The 26,138-nt window shown below is 35.4% G+C and carries 22 protein-coding genes and 1 tRNA gene; 16 read left to right on the forward strand and 7 right to left on the reverse strand.

The features are described from left to right. Window positions 1-40 precede the first annotated feature (40 nt). Window positions 41-2,044 carry a hypothetical protein gene (locus M902_RS11020; protein WP_156979820.1) on the reverse strand — a complete coding sequence of 668 codons (2,004 nt, stop codon included), beginning with the start codon at window positions 2,042-2,044 and terminating at the stop codon, window positions 41-43. A gap of 378 nt (window positions 2,045-2,422) precedes the next feature. Here M902_RS11020 and M902_RS11025 point away from each other — a divergent pair, with 378 nt between their 5' ends. The 7 genes from M902_RS11025 to M902_RS11055 all read left to right on the forward strand — a co-directional run bounded on the left by M902_RS11025 (window position 2,423) and on the right by M902_RS11055 (window position 12,070). Then, window positions 2,423-2,836 carry a response regulator gene (locus M902_RS11025; RefSeq protein ID WP_021268216.1) on the forward strand — a complete coding sequence of 138 codons (414 nt, stop codon included), beginning with the start codon at window positions 2,423-2,425 and terminating at the stop codon, window positions 2,834-2,836. A gap of 12 nt (window positions 2,837-2,848) precedes the next feature. Then, complete coding sequence (locus M902_RS11030; RefSeq protein ID WP_021268567.1) at window positions 2,849-3,685, forward strand: chemotaxis protein CheX; 837 nt, start codon at window positions 2,849-2,851, stop codon at window positions 3,683-3,685. 148 nt (window positions 3,686-3,833) lie between these two features. Continuing rightward, window positions 3,834-5,840, forward strand: a complete 2,007-nt coding sequence (locus tag M902_RS16070; protein WP_021268440.1) for a chemotaxis protein CheA — start codon at window positions 3,834-3,836, stop codon at window positions 5,838-5,840. A gap of 33 nt (window positions 5,841-5,873) precedes the next feature. Continuing rightward, entirely contained in the window at window positions 5,874-6,341 is a 468-nt protein-coding gene (locus M902_RS11040; RefSeq protein WP_021267899.1) for a chemotaxis protein CheW, read from the forward strand. Window positions 6,342-6,376: 35 nt separating this feature from the next. Further along, a complete protein-coding gene (locus tag M902_RS11045; RefSeq protein ID WP_021267787.1) occupies window positions 6,377-8,470 on the forward strand; it encodes a methyl-accepting chemotaxis protein in 2,094 nt (697 codons plus the stop codon). 30 nt (window positions 8,471-8,500) lie between these two features. Next, on the forward strand, window positions 8,501-10,384 hold the full coding sequence (gene cheB, locus M902_RS16075) for a chemotaxis-specific protein-glutamate methyltransferase CheB (RefSeq protein ID WP_021267982.1): 1,884 nt from the start codon (window positions 8,501-8,503) through the stop codon (window positions 10,382-10,384). Window positions 10,385-10,411: 27 nt separating this feature from the next. Next, window positions 10,412-12,070: a methyl-accepting chemotaxis protein gene (locus tag M902_RS11055; protein ID WP_040314715.1), complete on the forward strand. Its 1,659-nt coding sequence runs from the start codon at window positions 10,412-10,414 to the stop codon at window positions 12,068-12,070. Between the two features lie 97 nt (window positions 12,071-12,167). Here M902_RS11055 and M902_RS11060 read toward each other — a convergent pair whose 3' ends face one another. Then, a complete protein-coding gene (locus M902_RS11060; RefSeq protein WP_021268254.1) occupies window positions 12,168-13,580 on the reverse strand; it encodes an anion permease in 1,413 nt (470 codons plus the stop codon). An 85-nt stretch (window positions 13,581-13,665) separates the two neighbouring features. Here M902_RS11060 and M902_RS11065 point away from each other — a divergent pair, with 85 nt between their 5' ends. Continuing rightward, window positions 13,666-13,992, forward strand: coding sequence for a DOPA 4,5-dioxygenase family protein (locus M902_RS11065; RefSeq protein ID WP_021268739.1), 327 nt, complete (start codon window positions 13,666-13,668; stop codon window positions 13,990-13,992). 130 nt (window positions 13,993-14,122) lie between these two features. Continuing rightward, the gene (locus tag M902_RS11070; RefSeq protein ID WP_021267889.1) at window positions 14,123-14,608 is read left to right on the forward strand and encodes a hemerythrin domain-containing protein; all 486 of its coding nucleotides are present in this window, start codon (window positions 14,123-14,125) and stop codon (window positions 14,606-14,608) included. On the opposite strand, the gene M902_RS11075 is transcribed toward M902_RS11070, so the two are convergent. Then, window positions 14,605-15,483 (reverse strand): LysR family transcriptional regulator, encoded by an 879-nt coding sequence (locus tag M902_RS11075; RefSeq protein ID WP_021267781.1) that lies wholly within the window; start codon window positions 15,481-15,483, stop codon window positions 14,605-14,607. The genes M902_RS11070 and M902_RS11075 overlap by 4 nt on opposite strands. A gap of 95 nt (window positions 15,484-15,578) precedes the next feature. On the opposite strand from M902_RS11075, the gene M902_RS11080 reads away from it, so the two are divergent. From M902_RS11080 to M902_RS11100, 5 genes are all read left to right on the forward strand, one after another. Beyond that, the gene (locus M902_RS11080) at window positions 15,579-16,694 is read left to right on the forward strand and encodes an S-(hydroxymethyl)glutathione dehydrogenase/class III alcohol dehydrogenase (RefSeq protein WP_021268140.1); all 1,116 of its coding nucleotides are present in this window, start codon (window positions 15,579-15,581) and stop codon (window positions 16,692-16,694) included. Window positions 16,695-16,701: 7 nt separating this feature from the next. Then, window positions 16,702-17,523, forward strand: a complete 822-nt coding sequence (gene fghA, locus M902_RS11085; protein ID WP_021267930.1) for an S-formylglutathione hydrolase — start codon at window positions 16,702-16,704, stop codon at window positions 17,521-17,523. 22 nt (window positions 17,524-17,545) lie between these two features. Then, window positions 17,546-17,830, forward strand: coding sequence for a restriction endonuclease (locus M902_RS11090; RefSeq protein ID WP_255345305.1), 285 nt, complete (start codon window positions 17,546-17,548; stop codon window positions 17,828-17,830). 87 nt (window positions 17,831-17,917) lie between these two features. Continuing rightward, window positions 17,918-20,023 carry a hypothetical protein gene (locus M902_RS11095; RefSeq protein ID WP_040314718.1) on the forward strand — a complete coding sequence of 702 codons (2,106 nt, stop codon included), beginning with the start codon at window positions 17,918-17,920 and terminating at the stop codon, window positions 20,021-20,023. 119 nt (window positions 20,024-20,142) lie between these two features. Next, window positions 20,143-20,544: a hypothetical protein gene (locus M902_RS11100; protein ID WP_021268625.1), complete on the forward strand. Its 402-nt coding sequence runs from the start codon at window positions 20,143-20,145 to the stop codon at window positions 20,542-20,544. A gap of 467 nt (window positions 20,545-21,011) precedes the next feature. On the opposite strand, the gene M902_RS11105 is transcribed toward M902_RS11100, so the two are convergent. After that, window positions 21,012-21,097 (reverse strand) — tRNA-Leu (locus tag M902_RS11105). Window positions 21,098-21,283: 186 nt separating this feature from the next. Between M902_RS11105 and M902_RS11110 the strand changes: the two genes are divergently transcribed. Beyond that, window positions 21,284-23,188, forward strand: coding sequence for an alkyl sulfatase dimerization domain-containing protein (locus M902_RS11110; RefSeq protein ID WP_021268227.1), 1,905 nt, complete (start codon window positions 21,284-21,286; stop codon window positions 23,186-23,188). A 6-nt stretch (window positions 23,189-23,194) separates the two neighbouring features. Here M902_RS11110 and M902_RS11115 read toward each other — a convergent pair whose 3' ends face one another. Both M902_RS11115 and M902_RS16080 read right to left on the reverse strand, forming a co-directional pair. Beyond that, window positions 23,195-24,139, reverse strand: coding sequence for an NAD-dependent epimerase/dehydratase family protein (locus M902_RS11115; protein ID WP_021268483.1), 945 nt, complete (start codon window positions 24,137-24,139; stop codon window positions 23,195-23,197). Then, window positions 24,132-25,052: a lysophospholipid acyltransferase family protein gene (locus M902_RS16080; RefSeq protein ID WP_021268278.1), complete on the reverse strand. Its 921-nt coding sequence runs from the start codon at window positions 25,050-25,052 to the stop codon at window positions 24,132-24,134. Before M902_RS16080 ends, M902_RS11115 begins: the two co-directional genes overlap by 8 nt. Window positions 25,053-25,112: 60 nt before the next feature. Between M902_RS16080 and M902_RS11125 the strand changes: the two genes are divergently transcribed. Beyond that, the gene (locus M902_RS11125; protein WP_021268648.1) at window positions 25,113-25,412 is read left to right on the forward strand and encodes a hypothetical protein; all 300 of its coding nucleotides are present in this window, start codon (window positions 25,113-25,115) and stop codon (window positions 25,410-25,412) included. 1 nt (window position 25,413) lies between these two features. Here M902_RS11125 and yihA read toward each other — a convergent pair whose 3' ends face one another. Further along, a complete protein-coding gene (gene yihA / locus M902_RS11130) occupies window positions 25,414-26,091 on the reverse strand; it encodes a ribosome biogenesis GTP-binding protein YihA/YsxC (protein WP_021268543.1) in 678 nt (225 codons plus the stop codon). Window positions 26,092-26,138: the final 47 nt, after the last annotated feature.

Consider the following 26,138-nt stretch of genomic DNA (forward strand, 5'->3'; position numbering starts at 1 on the left):
AAAAGGGGCTTTTTTATTATCTTCATATTTAAAACATTATTTAATCTATTTCTTGCATATCTTCAATTCGATCAACCCGATCATCAATTCTTAGGTCTTCATCCGTTCCTCTAATGTAACGGTTAAGGTACTCAAGTTGATTATAGATTTCTTGGTAGTTATTTGTACCGATTCTTAAGTCCACTAATGTCTCAGAGTCATCAATAATATACACATCAAGGTAGAGGTACTTTTCAATATCCTCCTTAGGCAGAAGCTCTACTAGAAGTTGCATAATATACTGTTCATTATGCATTCTTCTAAGTTTAGTCGTGAACTTATCGACCTTCTCGTTATAAGGTATATCACTATGAATGATGTCATAAAAGTACTTCGCAAGTTTCTTTGTCTTTCGTTGGTATTCGTCTTCAGGGACATTAAAAGGGCGAGTTCTAGAATCCTTATCGCGACTTGATGAGCGTATAACTCTTTTTCCTCTGAGATGCTCAGCTAATCGATAACGAAACTCTTCAAATGGGATAAGGTTAAGATAAGAGAATGCTTCTTTTTTCAAAATCATCGTGACTCTTGAATTAAAGTTTACGTATCTCTTCTCTTTAGGGATACGTGCTATGACTTCATCACGTACAATGCTTGGAAGAATCCCTTTTAAAATTCTTAGATACCTTCTTTGTTCGAGCCTCTTAAATTCATTATCGACACGATTGAAGTTCATCCCAACATTTAAAAATTTATCATCACTATGTGAAGACGTTAATCCAAAATATGATAGGATTTCTTTTTCCTTGGTATCAAAGATTTCAATGGAGATCTTTGACTCCTTAGTTTTTGTATAATTCGGGTAGTAGAAAGCAACTGTGGAGCCATCAAGTCTTTCAAAATTAAAACGATTGTTAACATAATGGCTCTTTGCACTTAATTTTAAAATATCAAGATTAAGCTGAATTCCTGATGATTTTGATTTATATCTATTGTGCCCTTTAAAGACTCTTTCTACTCTTGGGTTTTCTCGGCCTTCGTCAACTTTAGCAATGCGGTCAACATCTTCAAGGTTAACGACATAATACTTATCAAGTAGGTCAGAGTTTAATGATTCAGCAAAAAGTTTAGCTTCTTTAAATTTAAAGACATTATTAAACAATCTGTCGTATATCTCCCTGACTTCATCATCTTTTAGATTGAAGACATAGTCGGCAAGTATAATATTACCTTTTGTACGGGAAGCATCGAGTTTAAACCAGTCTAGTTTATATTCATAATCAACTTCTTGTCCTAAGATTTCAAAGCTAACCAACTCGATTGCAAATCTACTTTTAAAGCTTAATCCAGTCGACTTTTTCTTTTGAGCGATTATTTTAACTCGTACCTTTTGATCTTCGAGCTTATATACTTGAATTAGGAAGTCACCGGCCATTGTATAAAAACCTGTAAGGCCAGTATTAAGTAGAGGAATTGCTTTATTATAGCTAAATCCTGTTGTTAACGCCATTGAGGCCGGAATAGAGATAAAGTCTCCCGGATTTAGTTCGTCGACATATTTAGAGCGAATTGGAATTTTGGCAACATTGAAAGGAAGTGCTTTCATTGCATCAGTTTTCTTATCAAATTGTCTTGAGATTACAACTTCATTATTACGATCAACCTTTAGAAAGAAAGGTGTCTGAAGCTCCGAAAAAAATGCATTCTTCGTGTCGTGATGAATTCTAAAATTAAACTGATCGCGACGAGTGTAGTTTCCTTGAATATATGACTTTTCTACTTCGTATTCGTATTTTCCTCTAAGAGAGAGCCCGTCGGCAATATTGATTTTGAAAATATCTACGTCTAAATTGATTTTTAAACTATTGAAGGCATCAATCAACTTACGATTGATATTTTCTTTTGAAAGGTGATCTCTAAGGAAGTACTTAAACTTTGAATATGTACCTGAAGAGTTATTTTGAGCGACTTCTTGAGGTGTCGAGACGTTACTTGTTTGCGGCTGCTTAGTTGCAAAGCTCATAGACGTAGTTAGGATAATTATCAGAGTTTTTAACCTGCTCATGTCTATAACTAATATCATATTAAATAGTTGAAAAGTCGTTAAATGTAATTCTTATAAGTTTGAACAAAGTATAAGCATTTTTTATGGACTATTTACTTTATTGAGATCTTTTTTAGGCCACAAAATATATTTGGCACTTCGTTGGCAAGTATCGAATATTACAAGCTTTTTATCCAATATAAATAATTTAGGGAAAATATAAGCTTTGACACAATTGAGCATAAAAAAAAAATCATAAGAGCCGATAACTAACCAGATATATTAAGTTTAATGGGAGAGTCAAAACTTTTTTTATTTGCTGGGAAAATTAAGGTCGCTATTTGGCAAAATTCCCAAGTGATATATTAGTTGAAGATTATTGAGTAGGAGAAAGAGTATATGGAAGATCTTAAAAAGTTTTCTTTTTTAATTGTGGATGACATGAGCACAATGAGGAAGATCGTTAAAAAGTTACTACGTGATTTAGGGGCCGATAGATTTGTCGAGGCCGTTGATGGAAAAGATGCTCTTAAAAAGATTGTAGAGAATAAGGGTGGACCGAATGAGATATCGTTCATTATTTCTGACTGGAGTATGCCAAATGCTACAGGTTTAGATCTATTAAAAACTATCAGAGGTAGCGAAAACTTTAAAACAATGCCATTCGTTATGGTAACTGCTGAACAAGATGTTGCTCAAATTCAAGAGGCCATTGCTAGTGATGTCGACGGCTATGTAATTAAACCATTTGATCAAGCATCTTTTAAAAAGAGGTTGGCCCTGGCCATGAAGAAAAGGTTTCCACAAGGTTAATAGGAGGCTTTCATGGGTATGGTAGAGAGAATTACAAAATCTCACTTTTCTGTTTTGGCCTTCTCGGGCGATATTGATCAAGACTGTGTTAAGTCATTGTCGATGATCTTTGATGCGATATTAGAGGATGAGAAAGATAAGTTAATAATTCTAGACTTTAAGAGTGTTGAATATATTTCTCCGAAAATTTATAACGAAATTTTTAGGTTATTTAAATCAGCAGAAGAAAAGTCAATTCTAATATATACAATTAATGCACGTTCTAAGCTTATTAGAGAACTTAAGAGTGATTATGTTGATGAACGTTTCAATTTTACAGATTCGATTTCAAAAAGACTTCAAGAACTGAATCTTAAAAAGAAAAGAATTGAATTAGATGTAAACTTTGTAAACCCCTTTATCCAAGCAGCAATTGATACTTTTGGGGTTCAGGCAAATTTAAAAGTATTACCTGGGAAGGTTTCAAAAGCAAAAGATTTCGAAAGTTATGAGATAGGATTGATTGGTTCCATTGATGTTCAAAATGAGCAATTTAATGGAAGGCTTCTTATATGTTTCCCAGATATTGTTTTTATAAGTATTTATAATCAAATTTTTGGTGAAGACTATACTGAACTTAATGATGATGTAAAAGATGCGATAGCAGAGTTTACAAATATTACCTTAGGACAAGCAAAGGCCAGCTTAAATCAAAATAGAGGGATTGTTATTGATCGTGCAATTCCATCAGTTTTACTTAAAGAGAACTTCTCTGAAGTTGATTTAAGTAAATATGAGTCTCTTATGATTCCTCTTGCGACAAAAATGGGCTCTTTTTATATCTATATTCTACTAGGTGCAAACGAATAATTAGATACTTGTAAAAAAATGAATATGATCAATGTCATAAAATTAAGATTGTTTATAGAAATTTGAAGTAAGCCTCTAAAAACACTAATTAAATAAAAGTTTTGTCCGAATAATGAAGAGATATTAACACAAAAGACAAGATGTGATTATGGATGAATTTGAATTAGAATTAAAGATGGATTTCCTTGAAGAAGCAGTTCAACTGCTTGAAGACTGTGAAGAATCTTTCCTAGAATTAGAGTCCGGTGTCGATAATACAGATGAACATATTGATAAAATCTTTCGTCTAGCTCACAACCTAAAGGGAACATCAAGAGCAGTGGAGTTCAGTGATGTAGCTGAGTTTACTCATGAGATGGAGGAATTAATCCTTAAGGTTAAAAAGGGTGAAGTTGAAATCTGTGCTGAAGTTATTGATGTTTTTCTCAAGTGTTCTGATCATTTAAATAATATGATCTCTGCTCTTAGAGATGATATTGATGCTAAATTTAATTCAGATGATATTATCCAGCTAATTAAAGATGTTTCTAGTGCTGATATAGAGCATGATGATCTTAGAATTTCGAATATTCCTAATGAAGCAGAGTTTGAAGCTATTATAAATGAGGAAGAAGAGGAAGAGCAAGACGACTTTGAAGACGAAGAGTTACAAGATATTCTTGATAATGAGCAATCAGTAAGCTTTGAAGAAGAAGTCGTAGCTGACTCTCGTCCTAGCGATTCTGATATCAGTGATCTCGATCGAATGCTGTATGGAGAGTCTTTTAATTCAACTGAGGAAGTTAAGCCTGTTGAAGCAGCTGCTATTTCAAATATACCAAATGATCTTGATGCGCTATTGAATGAATCGACATCTCCAAAAGAGGCTCCTATTACAGATAATGTGGTAAGTTTAGACGCTGCTGCAAAAAAAGAGGAAAAGAAACCTACCTCCGTTGCAGTACCTAAAAAGCCAGCAAAGCCTGAAGAGACAATTCGTATTGGTATCAGTCGTGTTGAGAAGCTTAATAACTATGTTGGAGAGCTTGTAATTCTGCAAACGGTTCTTAGTGAATGTAATGATCTCGTAGCTGATGAGCATGTTAGAAAAAGTGTAAGTCACTTATCAAAGATTACTAAAGAAATTCAAGATATTTCAATGAAAATGAGAATGGTTCCACTTAAGACAACATTTTCAAAACTTCAAAGAATTGTAAGAGATACTTCCAAAGCACTTGGTAAGAAAGTAAACCTTACTATTGTTGGAGAGGAGACAGAGGTTGATAAGAATATTCTTGAACAACTTTCAGATCCTTTAGTACATATCGTAAGAAATGCTGTTGACCACGGGCTTGAAAAGAGTGTTGATGATAGAAAAGCTGTAGGAAAGTCCGATGCTGGAGAGATACAAATTAAGGCATATCATGAAGGTAATAGTCTTGTTATTGAAGTCGTCGATGATGGCAAGGGAATTGATCCTGATATAATTAAGAATAAGGCCATTGAAAAAGGCGTAATCAAAAATGCTGATAAATTAAGTGATCAAGATGCGATTAACTTAATTTTTGCTCCAGGTTTTTCAACAAAAGAGGCCGTAAGTGAAATTTCTGGCCGTGGAGTTGGAATGGATGTTGTTAAAAAGAATATTCAAGATATTTCTGGGGCCGTTGAAGTTAAATCAGAGGTCGGTTCAGGTTCTGCTTTTAGAATAAAGCTTCCTCTAACAATGGCAATTATAGAAGGGATGGTGACAAGAGTTAGTGACGAAAATTATGTTGTTCCACTAAATCTAATTCACGAAACAGTTTCTGTAACAGAAGAAAATTATAAGAAAGTAAATAATGTAGGTGGTTGCATTGTTCTAAGAGGACAAGTCTTACCTGCATTTAGGCTAAGTAAACTTTTAAAGCATAATGTAAAAGAGCCTTCGGTAAATGAGATTGCTCTTGTTGTAAGAACTGAAGATATGGATTTTGCAATTGTTGTTGATGATGTTCTAAGACGTCAGCAAGTTGTTATTAAGAGTCTTGGAAATGATATTAAAAACACTCAAGGCTTTATGGGAAGTTCGATTCTTGGAAATGGACGACCGGCGCTAATCCTAGACTTAAAAGAACTCGTTGTTAATAAAGTAAGTAAAACGAAAGGCCAAAGACAAGTAAGTAACGCGGCATAATTTTTAAAATATAACTTGATATGTGGGGATAATATGGAAAATGAGACAACTGATGTAACAAAAAGGTACCTTGAATTTAAACTTGGAGATGAGCACTACGCAATTCCACTTTTGCAAGTAAGAGAGCTAATCTCTGTTCCTGAAACAACTAACGTACCTTTTAGTCCAAGTTATTATGTAGGGATTATGAATCTACGTGGACAGGTTATTTCAATTATTGATCTACGTACTCGTCTCGGTGTTAAACCAGCTGAGTCAAATGAAGAAGCAGTTATTATTGTCGAGTTTGGACAGCTTTGTTTAGGAATTGTCGTTGATAATATTTGTAAAGTTCTTTCAGTAGACGAAGAACAAATTCAAGAAGTCGCTTCAGTAGAAACAAAAAAACGTGATCGTCTGAATAGAGTATATCGTAATAATGAAGCATTAATTCAATTAGTTGATCTAGAGTCAATTTTAAATATCGATGAGTTAAATGGCCTTGTAAAGAAAGCTGCTTAGAAAAAAAAATTGTGTCTAGAAGACTGGGGGAATTAATGAAAAAGACAAGTATGTCAATGAACAAAAAAACGATACTGAGCTTTATTGGTATCTTTACAATGTTTGGTATAGGGTTGACCATTTCAATTTACTCTTACTATGGGCTCGTTAAGAATTTAAAGCATACAGTTCAAAATGACCTCCGTATGAAAGATTCAATGAGAACATTAGCAGCAAATCTTGCAGAACAAATTTCTAATGAAAAACAATATATGATTTCTCAAAATCCTGAAGATGTGAAACGATTTATAGAATTAGAGAAGATAAATGATGAGGTTTTCGAGGGGATAAAAAGTTTAGAAGTTGAATACTCAAATGAAATAAATTGGGATGAACTTACAAAGTATTATGACCAGTACTCAAAGAACTTCGATCTCACACGTAATGTATTAAAGATTGAAGGTGACTCTAAAGAGGGGTTAAGAGGTGAGTTACGACGTTATGCACACGATATCGAATCTAAGATCAAAAAATATGACTTAAATCCAAGTTTTAAGGTTTCACTTTTAACTCTTCGTCGTCATGAGAAAGACTTTCTTTTAAGAAGATCAAAGAAGTATTCAGATAAAGCAATTGTAGAAGGTGAGAAACTTAAAAAAGAACTAATTGCTCGAAAGTATAGGCAATATATTTATAACGATGTAAGTAAGTCAGTTGATAATTATGTAAAGACTTTCGTTAAACTATATGAGAATCAACTAACACTTGAGAAGCATATGGCCATAGCTTTCGAAGAATCAAATAAAATAATTAATTTAATTCAAAAAGATATTTCGTTAATTGATAAAAAAACTAGTGAGAAAATTGAAGCAAGTAATGCACTAGAAGAGAAGATAAGCTTCTATATTCCAATCCTATTCGCGATTATTGCTGCTTTTGCTTACGGCTTTCAATATAACTTTGCTAAGTCAATTAAGAAGATTATTGGCCTTAGTGAAAGACTACGTGATTCATCACATGTTACTGAAAAGTCTTCAACTAATATGAGTATGGCCTCTTCTAAGGTGTCATCATCTGTAACTCAACAAGCAAGTGCTATTCAAGAAACAGTAGCGACCCTTAATGAAATTACTGCGATGGTAAACAAAAGTGTTGAGAATGCAAAGATATCAAGTCAAAAAGCGGATGAGTCTCAACGAGTAGCTCTAGAAGGTAAGAATGCGGTTAATGATATGGTTGAGGCCATTGGACAAATTAACGGTAATAACGAAGATATTATGAAAGAAATGAATCGTAATAACGAAGAAATTGTAAAGATTGTTGATGTTATTAATGAGATTTCTGAAAAGACTAAGGTAATCAACGATATCGTATTCCAAACTAAGCTTCTTTCTTTTAACGCTTCTGTAGAAGCCGCGAGAGCTGGTGAGCATGGTAAGGGGTTTGCAGTTGTTGCTGAGGAAGTCGGAAACTTAGCTCAAATGAGTGGTAATGCAGCTCTTGAAATTGAAGAACTTCTTGGTGGGTCAATCAAAAAGGTTCAATCAATCGTTGATGAAACTCAAGTTAATGTAAAAAAACTTATTTCTGAAGCTCAGATAAGTATTACTAAAGGTGTAGATGTTTCAGAAAACTGCGGGAAAATCCTAGATAGTGTAGTTGATAATGTAGATGCTGTAACTAAAATGATGACTGAAATCTCAACAGCAGCTGAAGAGCAAGCTGAGGGGATTAATAATATTTCAGATGCAATGAATGAACTTGATGAAGTAACACATACTAACTCGACAATTGCGCAAGAAACTTCTGGCTTTGCGGAAAGTCTATCAGAGCAAACATCAATTCTTAATGGAATTGTTGAAGAACTAGAGAGTGAGGTATTAGGTAAGGTTCAAGAATTTACGATGGATCGAAATACATTAGTCGAATCAGTATCATCAGCGCCTGTTAAGTCAGATACAGTAATTGAAAAAGAGGTTGTTGAAGAATTTCCTGTCTTTGAAAAGCCACTAGTTACTGAAGTTGTTAAACAAGAAGCTACTAAGATTGCACCAGAAGCTGAAGAAATGGGTTTTGATGATCCAGTTCTTGAAGTGGATTCTGATGAATACCCAAGCGAGAATGATGCTAGATTTGATAAGGCAGTTTAAAAATAATTATTTATAATAGGAAGAGATTGAATGAGTAATCTTGCTAGAAGTTATATTGAAATAGCTCAAATGATGTCACAGGAGACAGGGACGCACTTTACGGCACAAAATGATGCGATGGTGAAGTCTCGTATCGATAAGAGAATTGTCGAGCTTCGCTTAAAAGATGCCGATGAGTACTTAACGTTAATTAAATCTCCTGGGAATCAAGAAAGGAGTGAGTTAATATCGCTTTTAACAACTCATTATACTTTCTTTATGAGAGAGAAAAATCAATTTGATTTTATCATCAAGTCAATTCCTAAGATTATTGAACGAGTAAAAAATAGTGGGCGTGATACTTTGAAAGTTTGGTGTGCTGCCTGTAGTAAAGGTGATGAAGTATATAGCCTTGCAATGATTCTTAAGAAGCACATCAAAGAGATTGATCCTAGTTTTAAGTTTGAAATTGTAGCAACTGATATATGCGAGAAGTCTATAAAACACGCAAAAAAAGGCGTTTACTATTGGAAAGAACTTCAAAAGGTTCCTAAGGATTATCTCGAAGGTAATTGGTATCGAGGAAGCGGTGAAATCGCTCCTTTTGTTAAAGTCAGTGATGAACTTAAAAAAAACTGTAAATTTAAAGTTCACAATTTGATAAATCAAAATAGCCCTGAGTACAATGACAAATATGACTTAATTCTATGCCGAAATGTCTTTATCTACTTCAGTGAAGAGCAAATCGATAAAGTTATAAAAAAGTTTTCAAACTGTGTCACAAACAAGGGGTATCTTTTAATAGGGATCTCTGAAACATTAAGGCGACATGAAGGCTTCCAAAGCCTTGGCCAATCAATTTATTTTAAAACAAATCATGAGACAAAGAGAAGTCTTAAAGTTAAAGAAGCTCAAGTTAAGAAGATATTAATTATCGATGATTCAGGCACTGTGAGAAAGTTAATTAAAAAGTGTCTTACAGGTGATCCTGGATATGAAGTTGTTGGTGAAGCTGTCGACGGACAAGATGGATTAGAAAAGATAAAAGAGCTTAGGCCAGATGTTATTACTTTAGATATTAATATGCCAAAAATGAGTGGGTATGATGTTCTAAAAAACCTTCCAAAGGATCGGCCACTACAGGCGATCATGATTAGTTCGGTAAGTAAGAGTGATGGTGATATTGTCATGAGATGTCTTGAAGATGGTGCGTTTGATTATTTAAAGAAGCCATCTTTCGATGACATCTTTAAATTTAAAAAGGCCTTATTAGAGAAAATTGATCTTGCATATAATAGTATTGTTAAGTCTAAGAGGCAGAAGCTCACAAGTTGGGTTGGGGCAAACAATTTCGACTTCTCAGGAAGTCAGCTAATTACAATTGGTGCATCGACAGGTGGAACTGAAGCAATTAAACAGCTTCTTATGAGTTTTCCTAAAGAATTTCCACCAGTTCTTATTGTACAGCATATTCCTCCAGTATTTTCGACTGCATTCGCTAATCGCCTTAATGAGTTATGCCCATTTGATGTTGTTGAAGCAACTGATGGAGAAGAGGTAAAGCATAACACTGTATATATTGCTCCAGGAGGAATTCATATGGGAGTTATTGGAAAGAGTAAATTAATGATCAAGTTAGATAGTGAAACGCCGATATATTCTGGGCACCGACCAAGTGTAGACTACTTATTTGAAAACCTCGCCCAACTTAAAGGGCATAGAGTAACGGCAGCACTTCTTACAGGAATGGGAGCCGATGGGGCAAAAGGGCTCCTTAAATTGAAAGAGAATGATACTTTCACAATTACACAAGATGAGGAAAGTTCAGTTGTTTATGGAATGCCGAAGAAAGCATTTGAATTAGGTGCTTCATGTATTTCTCTACCACTGGATAAGATTACTGAACAAATCTTAACGAGAGTTGCGAAGAAATAGAATTTTGAGGGAGTTTGAGGACTATTTATGAAAGGACAATGGACAATTAAAAAACAATTGATTGCTTTGTCAGCTACTATGCTTAGTATACAGCTGATCATTGCATTTGTTGGTTATCAATCATTAACATCAGTTAAATCACACTTGTATACAGTGTTTTCAAAAAGATTACCAAGTATTAATAGTCTGGTGCAAGCTGATCGTGATTTTCAACAGATGTTAGTGGCCGAAAGAACACTTCTACTTGAGGGCCTATCAGATAAACAAAGAAAGGCTTTGGCCGATGATTACTTTACTAATAAACAACAAGTCGTTGACCGATTTAAAAAGTATACTGTCTTAGGTGACTCACCTAAAGAAATTGAAATATCTAAGAAGTTTAACGAAGGTCTAGAAGCATTTGAGAAAACGGCCGCAGATAAATTCCCACTAGATAAAGAAGGAAATATTCGTAAATTCTCTAAAGCAGAGCTTATTACAAACTCATTAGGGCCAGTTAATTCTAAATTCGAAGGGGCTAGAGATAGTCTAGATCAACTACAAGAGTTAATCCTTGGGATGGGAGATGAAGAATTTAAAGAAGCAGATGAGACTTACTCTAATTCGATCTTCTTAATGTCGATTATTTCAATTGTTAGCTTATTTGGATCTGTTGGGATTTGCATTTTTATGGCAAGACGAATTGATGGACGTATCAATAATATTGTTGAGTCAATTTCTAATGAAGGTCAAAACCTAGAAAATGTTTCAAATACATTTAAAAATAAGTCTGTCGCACTTAGCTCTATTTCTGAACAACTTTCTGCCGCTGCAACTGAAACATCAAGCTCTCTACATGAGATATCTCAAATGATTAAGAGTAATACTGATGGTTCTAATAATGTTGCTTCTCTAATTCAAAAAAGCCAAGAGTTAGTGACTGATGGTGTGAAGTCACTCGGTGACCTCGGGCGCGGTGTGAAAGATGTTGAAAACAGTACAACGACACTAGCGAATACAGTAGAGAAAAGTAATAGTGAATTAAATGAGATTGTTAAAGTGTTTGAAGAGATCAATGTTAAAACACAGGTTATCAACGATATTGTTTTTCAGACGAAGTTACTTTCGTTCAATGCCTCTGTAGAAGCAGCAAGAGCTGGAGAAAATGGTAAAGGTTTTTCTGTCGTTGCAGAAGAAGTTGGTAATCTTGCTAAGATGAGTGGCGAGTCTGCTGATGAGATTTCAAAGCTACTTGTTGATAGTCTTAAGAAGGTTACAGATATTGTTGATGTCTCAAGTCGTGATGTTAATGAATCATTAAATCTAAGTAGAGATAAAATTAATAAAAGTGTTGAAATTAGTAATCAGTGCCAAGAAGTATTTACTCAGGTGTTAAGAAACTTTGATGAAGTTTCTGCAAACTCTAATGAAGTCGCTAATGCTTCAAAAGAACAGTTAATAGGTGTTGAAGAAGTCAGTAAAGCTATGCAAGAAATCTCAAGTTCTGCAAGCCTAACAAGTCAATCAGCACATGATTTAAATACTGCTTCATCAGAGTTAAGCCAAGCTGTAAATCATATTGGTGAGGATATTACTGATTTAAAAGGTTTGATTATTGCTCAGATAAAATCTGCGAGACATGCAGTTAGTAATGTTGTTAACTTTAATAAGACCAAAAGAAATGCAGAAACAAAGAAAGCAGCGTAAAATATAAATATTTTAAATATTCGAGGGCACATTTTGTGCCCTTTTCTTTGCCATATTAAATTAATTCTTTATGTAATCTCTATTAAAAGCTAAGGTTTTAAAATAACCCTAGTAACTTCCACCAAGCACCACCAATAATCATCCAAATTATAATATTTACTATGGAAATAAGAAATCCCATTTTCCACCATTCTGATAACTCAACGTAACCGGAACCAAAGAAAACAGGTGCTGGCCCCGATCCGTAGTGTGTTAGTGAGCCAAAGAGATTTGAAAAAAAACCTAATGTTATGGCCATTAAGTATGGAGGAACTCCAACTTGTATTCCCACTCCTATAAAGACTGCGGCCATCGCAGTGACATGAGCTGTGGCCGAAGCAAAGAAGTAATGTGAATAGAAGTAAATCCCTGCCAAAATAGGAAAAGCAAGAGTCCATGTAAGAGCTGAAACTTCCATTGCGACATATTTGCTAAACCAAGGAACAAAGCCAAACTTATTTAAGTAATCTGCCATCATGACAAGGACACCAAACCAAATTAGAGTATCCCAAGCTCCTTTCTCTGACTTGATATCATCCCAATTCAGAACACCTGAAATTAAAAGAATGGATAAGCCGCAAAAGGCCGTCGTCGTTGCGTTTACTTTTAATGTACTACCTAAGATCCAGAGCGTGATAAGAAAAATAAAAGTAGCTATCATTATCCATTCTTGTTTGCTCATGGAACCCATTTCTTCTAGTTTCATTTTTGCTATCTCCTGTGCACGAGGAGTTTCTTTTATTGTTGGAGGATAAATAATATATATAACTAATGGAACAGCGATTAAGGAAACGATACCTGGAACACTTGCAGCGAGGGCCCAGCCTGCCCATGTTATCTTGACTCCATTGTCTTCCGCAAATTGTTGGATAAGGGGATTTGCCGCCATTGAAGTAATAAACATTGCAGATGTTACCATGCAAACTTGAAAACAACTTAGTGTTAAGTAGTGTCCAATTTTACGGCCAGAAGGATCATTGGGTTTTGAATCATAGCTAAGACTAAGTGACTTCATTATCGGGAATATAATTCCACCACCTCTTGCTGTATTCGATGGTGTTGCAGGTGCAAGTATTAAATCACTAATTGCTAGGCCGTAAGCGAGACCTAGTGTTCTTCTACCAAGTAGGTATATAAAGTAGTAAGAAATACGAGAGCCTAATCCTGTTTTTATAAAACCTTGTGCAATAAAAAATGCTGTAACTATTAACCAAATAGTACTATTGGAAAATCCAGAAAGGGCCTCTCCTTTTATTTTAAGTGTCTGTGTTAGTAAGCTTATTGAAAGGCCAGCTATACATATGGAGCCCATGGGCATGGCCTTAATGATAATTCCTAAAATAGTACTTAAGAATATGGCAAAGAGATGCCATGCATTTGGTTCAAGGGAATCTGGTATTGGACGACTCCAAATGAAAGCTCCGATTGCAATAACACAAGTAAGCCTAATTATTTTTACTTCATATTTCATGATAGTTTTTCCTCTTAAATAAATTTATCTTAAGGCCGATGATGAGAATGTTGCAATTTAAGAAAAAATTTAAGAAGATACGCTCATGGAAATTACATCATATCATGCACATTTATATTACGATGAATCGACTTATGCGAAGGCCCTACTAGTTATTGAGAAAGCTAAGGCATTAGATTTTATTCAAGTAGGTCGAGCGCACCAGAAAGAGGTTGGGCCTCACCCTCGTTGGAGCTGTCAGTTCCTTTTTGCCGCAGATAAATTGAACGAGATGATTCCTTGGTTACTTGAAAATAGAGATGGCTTAACTGTTTTTACTCATGCTAACACGGGAAATGATTATCTTGATCATACTCAAAATACTCTTTGGATGGGTGAGATCCTGGAACTTAAATTAGATATTTTTAAGTAATTTAAGATAGTACTAAATATGACAAGTTGATTTATGTCATAAAAACATAAAGCTGATGTAAATCATATTGCGCTCCGCGCTGGTTGCTATACTTATCAGAAGTTTAGTTATTACTGCAGGGGTAAAGTAAGTGAGTGAAGTTTCTAATTTTAAAGAGCAAGTAGATAAACTTGTTTCTTTTCATCAACAAATTCGTGCAGATTTTAAAAGTCTTATTATTTTATCGCAAGCAGTAGCAGAGTCTTCAAAAGATAGGCCAGGGGCACCTCGTGGGATATCTGAGTTTTTATTAAGATTTTGGATAATTCTAGAGGCAGATATGCAAAATGAAGAAAGGTATATTTTCCCTTTAATTCTTAGGGAGAATTGTAGTGATGCATATGAGTACATTAAGGAAATGACCCAGGAACATATGGAACAAGAGAAAGAGCTTAGAGGTTTGATTAAAATGGTACAAGATTATGAACTTCAAAAAGAGACTTGCCCTGAGTGGGAAGGTCTTTATAGGAAAGTAAGGAAGGTCGTTGATAATCTTTGTAGGCATATGAATTACGAGAATGAAGTCATGTATTCATTTCTTTCATATTATGAAAATAGAAATGGTGCAGCCGTTTAAAAAAGTACAACACCAAATTCTTGAAGTATCAATTTCACTGTAGGTGAAATTGACTTCTTCGACGGCATAACTGCCCAAATCGGAATTGACTGATTTGTGTACTCACTAAGCAAAGGAAATAATGTTTTATTTCTAATATGATCTAAAACATATACTCCTGGAAGTTTGCAAATTCCTAATCCTTGAATGGCCGCATTCATTTGTGCACGTCCATTTGAACTTTTAAAACTCCCCTTAATTTTTATACTCTCTTTTTGGCCATCATTTGAAAATTGCCAAGTATCATTATTTCCAATTAGACAATTGTGTGAGTTAAGGTCTTTTGGTTTCTTTGGTTGTCCAAATTTATTAATATAATTTGGTGAAGCACAAACAAACTCCTTACGATCAGCGATTTGAATTGCAAAGCCTTTCTTTGGCTTTTTAGAGGTAACTCGAATGGCAAGATCAAACTCATGAGAAGTAATATCAATTAACTCAGTAGAGAAAACTAATTCTGCCTCAATACCAGGATGTTTCATCATAATATTTGAGATCATCGGAGCAATGATATCTTCTCCGTATGCACCGGCCAAAGAGATTCTTATTTTATCTTTAGTCGCCTCAAAACTTTCTTTAGATTGTTTAGTAAATCTTTCTATTTCTTGGATATGATTCGCACAAATTTCAAAGTAATTTTTACCAAAATCAGTAAAGTCGATGAAACGCGTATTTCTCTTAAGGAGTGGCTGTCCTAACTTGTCTTCAAGTTCTTTAACGGCCTTGCTTAAGTGTGAACGTGAAACATTTAGGGCATCAGCTGCCTTTGTAAATGATCGATATTGTGCAACTATTATAAAACTATAGATATGACTTAGGTCTTTGATTGTTTCCATATGTAAACAATTTGTCGAATAACGTCACAGTTGTCAACAATTTAAAATGGGCCTAAAATAGATCAATTAACTAACAAATACCGGAGGTACTAAATATGAAAGTAAAAGCAGCTGTTGCTTGGGGACCAAATGAGCCACTTAAAATTGAAGAAGTCGATCTAGAGGGACCAAAAAAAGGTGAAGTTCTAGTTAAGATGCATGCTACTGGTGTATGTCATACCGATGCATTTACTCTTTCGGGTGCCGATCCTGAAGGTTTATTCCCTGTTATTCTCGGTCACGAAGGTGGCGGTGTTGTTGTTGAAGTAGGTGAAGGCGTAACAAGTGTTGAAGTAGGTGACCATGTTATTCCTCTATACACTGCTGAGTGTGGTGAGTGTAAGATGTGTAAGTCTGGAAAGACAAACCTGTGCTCTTCTGTTCGTGAAACTCAAGGTAGAGGACTTATGCCAGATGGGACAAGTCGCTTCTCTAAAGATGGAAAGATGATTCATCACTATATGGGAACTTCAACTTTTGCCGAGTATACAGTTGTTGCAGAAGTGTCTCTAGCAAAGGTTAGTAAAGAGGCGCCTCTTGATAAGGTCTGTCTTCTTGGTTGTGGAGTAACAACTGGAATCGGTGCAGTTTTCAACACTGCTAAAGTAGAAGAGGGTGCAACAATTGCTGTTTTTGGTATGGGAGGAATTGGTCTATCTGTTCTTCAAGGTGCAAAAATGGCCAAGGCATCTAGAATTATTGCAATCGATATTAATGACGATAAAAAAGATATGGCGATGAAGTTTGGTGCAACAGATTTTATCAATCCAAAAAATTACGACAAAACGATTCAAGAAGTCATCATAGAGTTAACTGACGGTGGAGTAGATTACTCATTTGAATGTGTTGGAAATGTTAATTTAATGAGATCGGCCCTAGAGTGTTGTCATAAAGGCTGGGGAGAATCAATTATTATAGGTGTTGCCGGGGCCGGACAAGAGATCAGTACTCGTCCATTCCAGCTCGTAACTGGACGTGTTTGGCGTGGTAGTGCTTTTGGTGGCGTAAAAGGAAGAACAGAGCTTCCTGGGTATGTTGATCGTTATATGTCTGGTGAAATTAATCTAGATGATCTTGTAACTTTTAAGTTACCATTAGAGGAGATTAATAAGGCATTTGATCTAATGCATGAAGGAAAATCAATTAGAACGGTAATTGATTACACAATGTAGGGTTGTTATGAAATTTGAAAAACTGAAATCACATAAATCGTTTGGTGGGGAGACAGCATTTTGTCTCCACACTTCAAGTATGACAAAAACAGATATGAAGTTTTCATACTTCAGGCCCGCTAGTGAGAAAATTGAAAATATAATTATTTGGTTGTCTGGTCTAACGTGCACGGAAGAAAACTTTATTACAAAAGCTGGAGCACAGGCTTTTCTTGCTGATAGTAAGACAATGATTGTATGTCCAGATACTTCTCCACGTGGACTTGACCTACCTGGTGAGCACGATAGTTACGATTTTGGCTCAGGTGCGGGCTTCTACCTCAATGCAACGACTGAAGGTTATAGAGATCACTATAAGATGTATGATTATATCGTTAGCGAATTTATACCAATGCTAAAAGAGTCTTATGGTGATGTTAAGTTTTCCATAACTGGCCACTCAATGGGTGGACATGGTGCACTGATTATAGGTCTAAAAAACCCTGATTTATTTCATGCTATCTCTGCCTTTTCTCCAATTGTAAACCCAACTCAAGTTCCTTGGGGAAAGAAAGCTTTTACTGGCTACCTTGGGGACAACGAAGAAGATTGGAAACAATACGATGCTTGTGAATTAGTTAAAGGTGGGATTACTCACTCTAAGAAGATTTTAATAGAGCAAGGCCTTGATGATGAGTTCTTTGAAGAGCAGTTAAAAACAAAGAACTTCGAGAATATATGTGCTGATTTAAATCAGGAATTGGTTGTTAATTATCGTGAAGGTTACGATCATAGCTATTACTTCATTGCTTCTTTTATTGAAGATCACTTAAAACACTTAATTTCTTAAGATATAAGATAAAGATAGGGCCATCTATAAACTTGGGCCAACAGGTTATCCTTTTGAAATACTTTGTGCAGAAATGTTCAAGTCAAATGGCTATAAAACGAAAGTTTCTGTCATTAAGAAAGGTAAGTTTGTTGGCCATGAGGTCGATGTTGTTGCAAAAAGGCCTGACGGCGATATCTATTGTGAATGTAAATTTCACAATCGAAAGTATTATAAAAATGATGTGAAGATACCTCTCTATGTTTATGCCCGTTATTTAGCTAAGTTAAGTGCTCAGAAATATGTGATTTCAGTTGTTTATCTTTAGTAATAATTACAGCATAACTCTTATTTTCTAATTATCGTTCATAAAAGTGGCATACTTTTGCCGTGCGTAATCATGGGGAAGATAATTATGAAAAGACTAATGTCTACATTTCTGTCATCACTTTTATTAATAACATCTGTTAGTGCTGCGGCCGGTGATTTTGAGAATTATGTAAAAACCTTAAAATATAGCAAACTCGACCCTAAGCTTGGTGGAGATATTAAGGATATTGTGACTCGTAATAAACTTCCGCTTACGCGTCCAGAGTTCTGTCCTTTAAATAATACACGCTCTTATGAAGAAGCCTTAAGTAGTTTAAAAGCAATTGTTACAGTTTTTAAAGATGACTGTTTTGATGGTAATGAGTCATTAATAGAACAAGTTCTTAACAGTTCAAATGAACTTGAAGAGGAGTTAAATAAGCTAAAAGAAGAGCAGGGGAAAGAAACCGTTGATGTGATTCCTTCTGCTGATCAAGTTGATATAAATGGTATTCCTCTTATGCAGGTTATGAATGGTGTAAACACACTCTTTTCAAATAATAAGTGTTCAAGTCTTGATCGAACATCTTTCTTAGAACGCTCCGCTGACGTTATTCAGACTTTTTCTCAATTTGGTTTATATTCTCCATCTGGTGTAACTGTTGCTTATGGTGGTTTAGCTGTCGCCTCAATTCTAAGATTTGTGAATAGTATTTTTAATGACCGTTTTCAATTTGAAAACGAAGAAGATATCAATACCTTTGTTAAGCTTAATTGTGCCTACTATGATGTTAGAAACCAAGTAAAAGCACTTGAGGTTTTTGATATTGACACTGACAGACACTATACTGATAAGGAAATTTCTGAGGTGCTAGTGGCCCAAGTGAAGAAAGATCTTGAGTCTCTGAAGAAAGCTAAAGATAATGTTGAAGTAGAGTTTGAAAAGATTAAAGATGCTGAAGTTGCAAAGGTAGATGCTGATGTAGAGAAGTTAATTTCCGGTCTTTATGAAAAAATGAAAACTCCTCTTTCCGATAAGCCTGGAAAGTCTGCTACATTCCAACAAGCTGAAATTCTTGGAGAGCTTGCTTATTTAAAGCCTCTACTAGAAGAGTACTTAGATGAATATATCGAAGAATCTCAAGGTGCAGATCGTTTCTTAAATATGCTATTTAAACAGAAACTTAGTAAGCTGGATAATGCAATGGAGCTAATGGAAATGAGTGTAAAGGATTTCAATCAGAAATTTCTTACAGACATGGCCAGTTCATTTAACCGAGTTTTAAACAATATTAAAGATAAGAGAAAGAAGGCCCGTGATAATTTTGATGATACTTTTATAATTTCTCTTGGTGAAGAAAGTCTCTCTGTAAAAGAGTATAAAGAGCTGCTTAAGAGTGATGATCTAAAAAAGAGAGAAAAAGGAATCACTGATGCTTTTAATGCTATTTCAGAAGTAGATAATCGTTTAGCTGCTATTATCGCAAAAAAAGAATATTCTTCGGTAGATTCAAAAGATGGTGATCTTAGAGAAATTATTAAGTCTCTTGATGTTGTACGTAATCACGTATACGGAAAATATGGACGTGAATTCTTAGATAAGATGAGAAGTCTTTCAGAAGAGCAAAATAAAAACTTTAATCAAAAGTATAAAAAATTAGAGAAAAATTACGAAATCACTAAGTCGGGTGACTCAGCTGATCTTGGCGAAGATGCCCAGTTAAATGCTTGTGTTGATGTACAGACAACGAGAGAAATTTGGGTTTATGCTCAAAAGCTATCGGAGTTAGGTTATGACTTTATAGCAACAAATAATGATATTTTTGGTGATGCTGATAATGCAGACAGAAAGAGAATCAAGTCACACAATGATTCGGCCATCCTTGCTCGTCGTATTATCACAGCAAGAAATTACCTAAAGAAGATTGCAATGCAAAGAGAGCTTGGGCGTGAAGATGTTGAAGTAGAAGGTAAGAAATACTCTCTTACTCAAGCAGAGAATGTTGTTCGTACTATTGAGTTCTATGGGAAAACCCTAACTCTAGAAGAAGCGCAGGATTACCTAGATAATAAATTCGGACAAAAGGGACTTAGAGGAGATCGACTCGGTCAGATTATGATGGAAATCATCAATAATCGTGACAAAACAGTTGGGCTTCAAAAGTTCTATAAAGTCCATAAGTGTTCAAATCTTTCAACAATTTCAAGATAGTAAGAGGCCAGAATTAACTGGCCTTTTTTTATGTGTATTTTATTTACACCTGATTGTCTAATAACTTTTACGTGCTATAAGTACGAAATATTATATTAACTTTAATAGGGAGAAAATTGATGAAATCAATGATTATTTTTCTAATTGCATTTGTGTCGTTTAATGTTTCAGCTAAAGCAGTATCTAAGAGTCTAACTAGTGAAGAAACTCAACTGGTAGTTGAGCTTGCTAATAATTATCAAGTTCCTCTTAAAGTAAGTGGGCCTTGTAATAAGGTTGAATTTGATATTATTGATAGTGTTAAGGGTTTTAACCCTGCTGTATGGTCTCTAAATACTGGCAATATGACTTATCTTTTAGAAGAGAGTGAGGCGACGCCTTTAGTATATCTATTTGATCGTGTAGAAGTTCCTTCTGTACTAATTAACTCATTTACACAAGTTTCGAGAGCAACGGTTACTGGATCTTCTTGTGGGTTTAATCCTTACAAGTGGACTATCTCATTTGATGATTTAGAGTAGAAGCTTGTAATTATGCAGGCGAGACTTGGTCAGCTTCGGCTTATAAACAGGAGCAATTGGATGCCCCGCCTTCGCTGACAAACGTCGCATCCTGCTCCTAAACTCGAATCGAATTAAAATTCTATATCCAGACAACAATAATAAAAAAGCCCAGGATTAACCTGGGCTTTTTTATTATGGTGGCCCGGGCATCTACAGTGCGGCAAAAGCCGAAGGGTTTTGAAGCATTGGAGTTTACTATCTCGTGGAGATTTTACAAGCGTTAGCGCCAGTAAAATCGTAGACCTTTATTGTTCGTAAAAATAAATAGTGTAATTTGAGGTGGTGGCCCGGGCATCTACAGTGCGGCAAAAGCCGAAGGGTTTTGAAGCATTGGAGTTTACTATCTCGTGGAGATTTTACAAGCGTTAGCGCCAGTAAAATCGTAGACCTTTATTGTTCGTAAAAATAAATAGTGTAATTTGAGGTGGTGGCCCGGGCGAGACTTGAACTCGCACAGTATTGCTACCGGCGGATTTTGAATCCGCTGTGTCTACCATTCCACCACCGGGCCATTGAGAATAGAATAAGTCTATTCATTTCAGGGAAATCAGTCAATTGTTAAAAGTTATGCACATTTTTTGCAACGCCTTGCATGATTTAAATGAAGTTTATATTACTTTTGTTAACTGAACTTTAGTTTTCCTTCCCTTGTTTTATGTCGAAAGACTTCTTGAAAAAACTCTACAAAGGAAGAAATATGAAAGTCGGATTTCTTGTTTTTATTCTGTGTGCTATCTCATTTTTTGTGGGAAGAGGGACATCCTTTATGGGAAGTGCCCTAAGCGTAAATACCCTCATTTACGATAACCCTATGATGAAGGCAAAGGATAAGAAGTTATCAAAACTTGATAATGGTGCACTTGTTGATAGTGAGACGTTAAATTATTGGAATTTATCTCAGCAGAGTGAAAAACGTGGATCTTACGATAAATTAACAACCGTTAATTTAGGACGTGGACTCTATACCATTGGCAGTGACAGTATTGTTAACTCGCATTTTATTATCGGTAAAGATGGAGTAATTGTTTATGATACTGGTGATAACGAGCACGATGCAAATATTTTCTATAGCGAGATGAGAAAGGTAACAAGACTTCCTGTTAGGGCCATTATCTATTCGCATGAGCATTATAGTCTAGGAGCAAAATCCTTCGTTGAGCAAGAAAGACGTCGTGGAAATAGAAATATCAAGATTATTGGACACCCAAATACAAATAAAGTTATGGCCGCTTCAGGTGGTGTTGAGGCACTTCATCCTGAGGTGGGAGGGGTTCTCATGGCCAGGTCTGTAGAACAATTTAACCTATACTTGCCCGATAAAGGTGACGATGCAAGGTTTAAGAATACGGTTATTCCTGATAACAATGGCTTCATTCCAGTAAATACACCAGTGAGGAATGGCCAACGTCTTACGATTGCAGGTGTAGGTATGACTTTTTATACAAAAGGTGTTGGGACAGATACTTCTAACCAAGTCCTAGTTCATATACCTTCTAAAAAGGCCGTCCTCAATAACGTCATGTGGGGTTGGTTTCCAAATATCTATAGTCTTCGCGGTGGAAAGTATCGAAACCCTGAAGAATGGAAGAGATCTGTTGAATTTATTAAAAAGCTAAATCCTGAAATACTTATGAGTACACATTCTACAAGTATAAAGGGTAGTGATAAAGTCGCTCAACGCTTACAAAACTATCAAGACGGGCTTTCTTTTGTTTTAGATCAGACTTTAAAGGGCATATCACTGGGCATGGGTCCAGATGAGTTAAGATACTTTGTGACAATTCCAGATTACTTAAAAACAGAACCAACATTGATTGAAAACTATGGGCCACTCTCATCAATGCCACCACGTATTTATCATGCAATATTTGGACAATTTAATCGTGATGCAACAACTCTTTATAAACTTCATCCTGATGACGAAGCGAAGAGAATTGTTCTTTCTATGGGGGGAGAGGCCAGAGTCAAGTCTCTTGCGGATTATGCTTATAGAGATGGTGACTATCAATGGTCTTGTCAGCTTGCGAATTACTTAGTTCGTGTAAATAAGAGTAGTGATAATAATCAAATTAAAGCAAATTGTTTAAAACAAATTGGATACCGAAGCCTTGCTACTACAGCACGAAGTTGGGCATTAAGCCAAGCTAGAGCTGCGGAAGGAAAAGTTGCAATTATTAAGAATGCTCCTGCAACATTCAATCAAGTAAGAAGTAATGCTAGTTCATTTGTAAATAATTATCGTATTAGAATTAATCCTAGTCGAGCACAAGGGACTGAAAAATTCATTGCTATTAATTTCGGCTATGGTGAAAAATATGGCCTGCATATTAGAAATGCAGTAGTCGACTTTGTAAGTGATAGAAGAAGGATTGATAAGAGAAAAGATCTTGAAGTTCATATGAATAAAGATACTTTTACAAAGCTGTACAACAATCTTGGCTCAGTCGAAGACTTTATTGCTTCAGCTGATATTGGAATTGAAAGGGGGACTAAAGAAGAAATTGTAGAAGCCTTTTCTAATTTCGATGTTATATATGATTGGGAAAACGATCCAGCTTTAAATACAGTAAAAGAAAGAACACTAGCAAGTGAAGAGGAATAATTATATTTAGCCCTTTCGTATTAATGAAAGGGTTTTTCTGCTGTCATATTGATATACATTTTCAGTAATAAATTGATTTATTTTTGAATTATCAATAATACATGAGTACATAACAAAATCGATGAAGTAGCTAGGGAATGGCCAGATCTTTCGAATCGCTTTTGAAAGAACTTCTAAGGTAAATACTGGAAATGGAAAGTCTCTAGTGCCAGTTATTTTTTTTGCCTCTTGGAGTGAGATTGCTTCACTAGGGGCAACGTTGTAAACACCTGTAGGTAGTTTATCGAGAGATTGAAATAAAATATTTGCCATGTCATATTCATGAATGAATTGCATCATGGGGTTAAAATCAACAGGCACAGGAGTCATATTAGAGGTTAAGTATCTTGAAATTGTATTATCAATTTGTGGCCCAATAATATTACATGGCCTAAGAACAACGGTTTCAATATTTTCTCTGTTTTTCCACATCCAGTTAGTACAAAGAGCATCGACTTCTGTCACATCTCGAAGCTCTGGGTGTTTGATACTAGCTTTTAAAGGGTAGTCTTCATTAATAAATACTGGATTATCTGCTTGCGCCCCGTAGACATGGAAAGTGCTGAGCATAATAAATTTTTTTATGGAATACTTCTCAGCAAGTTCTAAAACCTTATTTGTATTAATAAGACTAAAACTTAAGCGTTCTTCGGCACTCCCACCAGGAGGAGATATTCTACCGATCTGATAAATTGTTTCAAATCTATTTTCACGAAACAGTTTTTCAAAATTTCTGCGAGTGTAGCGCATTCGATGAAAGGTGAAATTTTCAAAATCAACTTCATTCTTCATTGATCTTGAATCTATTCCAACAATTCTCGCATCAGGAATTCTCTTTGCTAGTAGTCCGCATAAGATATTTGAAAGACCACCCGAGGCTCCGATGATTAGGATTGAACGTGTACTATTCATCGATCTCTTCCTTTAACATTTTTTTTGTAAATGCCCATGGCCTTCGATTTTTTCTTCCTTCGTTGAGCATTGATTGGATAATTCTTTCTATTTCACGAATATGCGGATTGATCAAACTATCTTCACTATCTGAATTGATGTCGGTTGGTAACTCAATTGGATTTCCTACGTGAATATCTATAGGAGATGGTAGTGGAAAGTAATTCGCACTTAACGGAAGAGCTGGTAACTTTAAAAAATTCGCAATTGAACTTGCTTGATAGACATAAGGAAAGATCTCTTCAGCTCCAACAACAGCAACAGGAAGGATTTTTACACCACTCTTTAAGGCCATGCGAAAAAAACCAGGTGTAAACTCTTGAACTTTATAAAAGTTGCTTGTACTTTTTGAAACTCCTCTAACTCCTTCTGGAAAGATTAGAAGAGATTCTCCACGCTTCAAAAGATTTAGACAATTGTCGCGATCACCAAGAACAGCACCACACTCTGAAGACCACTTGTTGATAAATGGTAGTGCGGTAAAAAAGCGTTCAACCATTGGCCGAAGAACTCTAGGGGGAGCATTTTCAAACGCGAAGGCACATCCTATCATAAGGCCATCAATGGCAATTTGACCGGAGTGGTTTGAAATGACCATATATTGTTCATCTTTGATATTTTCTTTTCCAAAAAGTCGTACCTTAAAGTAGTGACGATAAATAGTGTATAGTATCTCAAAACTTTTACGCGCTTTAGGTATACTAAGCCCCCATGGGTCTTCACTTTGTCCATATAATTCCAAAAGACTTTTATAAGTTTTTTCAAGATTGTCTTTCTCTTCATTAGTGAGCATGTCCTTGTAACTTGTAAGCTTGCTTTCAAGAACCTGTTCAAAAGAAGAAAATTTTTTTGCTAAAAAATCTAATGAAATCATACATATCTTTTTGTAAAATAGGGGACGATCTATTATTTATTCTATCTGAAAGAGTGAATTATGCAAAAAGAGGAATGGAAAACCAAGCTTAAGAAAATAGTTGATGAGTGCTCTCAAGAACTATCAAAAGCAACTGTTATCGGAAAGAAGATGCTTACGGCATCCCATACAAATACTCTGCTTAATGAGAAGTATCAAGAGTTGGGGCAGTTGGCTGCCAAGCACTTAAAGTCAGGAATTCTCGAGTGGGAAAATCCAAGGGTCGATGAGCTCTTAAAAGAAATTAAGGAATATGAAGATCAACTTCACCTCATAGAAGAAGATGTCTCTAATATTAAGTCGAAATGCTCAAAAGACTAGTTTAGCCTTGTTGAGTATTTGCTATCTCATTTTGTAATAACAAATAATTAATTATGGCATTTTCTAGTTGAGGAACACCTTGTCCTTTTAGGGCCGAAATAAAGTGAATCTGAGTTACCCACTTATGCTCTTTAAAGATTTCTGGCTTTAACTTATTTAAAGCAGCTCGCTCTTTTTGTGTCTTAAGTTTATCAAGCTTATTAAATAATAAAAATGCTTCGTGGCCAAATGGACTTAGGTAGTCTCTAAAAACTAGGTCGGCCTTTTGGTTAGGATGACGAGCATCTTGAAGATTAAGCATTAGGTTTTGTTCTCCGCAGTTTCTAAAGAACTCATCCATTAGATTTGCCCAATGAGCATGAATCTCTTTAGATACTTTTGCATGACCATAACCTGGAAGGTCGAATAGGTAAAACGGTGGGATATCATCAACAACCTTACCTTCTTTCTCTAATTGAAAAGAGAAGATATTAACTTGGCGTGTACGCCCTGGAGTCTTAGAAGTAACAGCTGTGCTTTTACCGAATAAAGAATTAATCGTTGATGATTTTCCAGCATTAGAGCGGCCAATGAAGCTAACGCCAATTGGTTTTTCTGCGTTTAACCATTCAATTAATTGGTTAACGTCTGTCATTCCGTATTTGAATTGAGTTGTCCCTTTGGCAATTTTGTATTCCATTTTACTTCTCTTCCGTTTATCAACGATTTTGCTTAAATTCTAAGGAG

This window comes from Bacteriovorax sp. BAL6_X, assembly GCF_000443995.1.
In the GTDB taxonomy this organism is placed as follows: Bacteria; Bdellovibrionota; Bacteriovoracia; order Bacteriovoracales; family Bacteriovoracaceae; genus Halobacteriovorax_A.

What these genes read in the sequence shown, in the direction of transcription:
- cheB (WP_021267982.1), top strand. Translation starts at nt 8,501, where the DNA reads ATGAGTAATCTTGCTAGAAGTTATATTGAAATAGCTCAAATGATGTCA.
- M902_RS11025 (WP_021268216.1), top strand. Translation starts at nt 2,423, where the DNA reads ATGGAAGATCTTAAAAAGTTTTCTTTTTTAATTGTGGATGACATGAGC.
- M902_RS11045 (WP_021267787.1), top strand. Translation starts at nt 6,377, where the DNA reads ATGAAAAAGACAAGTATGTCAATGAACAAAAAAACGATACTGAGCTTT.
- M902_RS16080 (WP_021268278.1), bottom strand. Translation starts at nt 25,052, where the DNA reads ATGATTTCATTAGATTTTTTAGCAAAAAAATTTTCTTCTTTTGAACAG.
- M902_RS11115 (WP_021268483.1), bottom strand. Translation starts at nt 24,139, where the DNA reads ATGAATAGTACACGTTCAATCCTAATCATCGGAGCCTCGGGTGGTCTT.
- M902_RS11055 (WP_040314715.1), top strand. Translation starts at nt 10,412, where the DNA reads ATGAAAGGACAATGGACAATTAAAAAACAATTGATTGCTTTGTCAGCT.
- M902_RS11065 (WP_021268739.1), top strand. Translation starts at nt 13,666, where the DNA reads ATGGAAATTACATCATATCATGCACATTTATATTACGATGAATCGACT.
- M902_RS11110 (WP_021268227.1), top strand. Translation starts at nt 21,284, where the DNA reads ATGAAAGTCGGATTTCTTGTTTTTATTCTGTGTGCTATCTCATTTTTT.
- M902_RS11060 (WP_021268254.1), bottom strand. Translation starts at nt 13,580, where the DNA reads ATGAAATATGAAGTAAAAATAATTAGGCTTACTTGTGTTATTGCAATC.
- M902_RS11075 (WP_021267781.1), bottom strand. Translation starts at nt 15,483, where the DNA reads ATGGAAACAATCAAAGACCTAAGTCATATCTATAGTTTTATAATAGTT.
- yihA (WP_021268543.1), bottom strand. Translation starts at nt 26,091, where the DNA reads ATGGAATACAAAATTGCCAAAGGGACAACTCAATTCAAATACGGAATG.
- fghA (WP_021267930.1), top strand. Translation starts at nt 16,702, where the DNA reads ATGAAATTTGAAAAACTGAAATCACATAAATCGTTTGGTGGGGAGACA.
- M902_RS11030 (WP_021268567.1), top strand. Translation starts at nt 2,849, where the DNA reads ATGGGTATGGTAGAGAGAATTACAAAATCTCACTTTTCTGTTTTGGCC.
- M902_RS11100 (WP_021268625.1), top strand. Translation starts at nt 20,143, where the DNA reads ATGAAATCAATGATTATTTTTCTAATTGCATTTGTGTCGTTTAATGTT.
- M902_RS16070 (WP_021268440.1), top strand. Translation starts at nt 3,834, where the DNA reads ATGGATGAATTTGAATTAGAATTAAAGATGGATTTCCTTGAAGAAGCA.
- M902_RS11125 (WP_021268648.1), top strand. Translation starts at nt 25,113, where the DNA reads ATGCAAAAAGAGGAATGGAAAACCAAGCTTAAGAAAATAGTTGATGAG.
- M902_RS11095 (WP_040314718.1), top strand. Translation starts at nt 17,918, where the DNA reads ATGAAAAGACTAATGTCTACATTTCTGTCATCACTTTTATTAATAACA.
- M902_RS11080 (WP_021268140.1), top strand. Translation starts at nt 15,579, where the DNA reads ATGAAAGTAAAAGCAGCTGTTGCTTGGGGACCAAATGAGCCACTTAAA.
- M902_RS11020 (WP_156979820.1), bottom strand. Translation starts at nt 2,044, where the DNA reads ATGAGCAGGTTAAAAACTCTGATAATTATCCTAACTACGTCTATGAGC.
- M902_RS11040 (WP_021267899.1), top strand. Translation starts at nt 5,874, where the DNA reads ATGGAAAATGAGACAACTGATGTAACAAAAAGGTACCTTGAATTTAAA.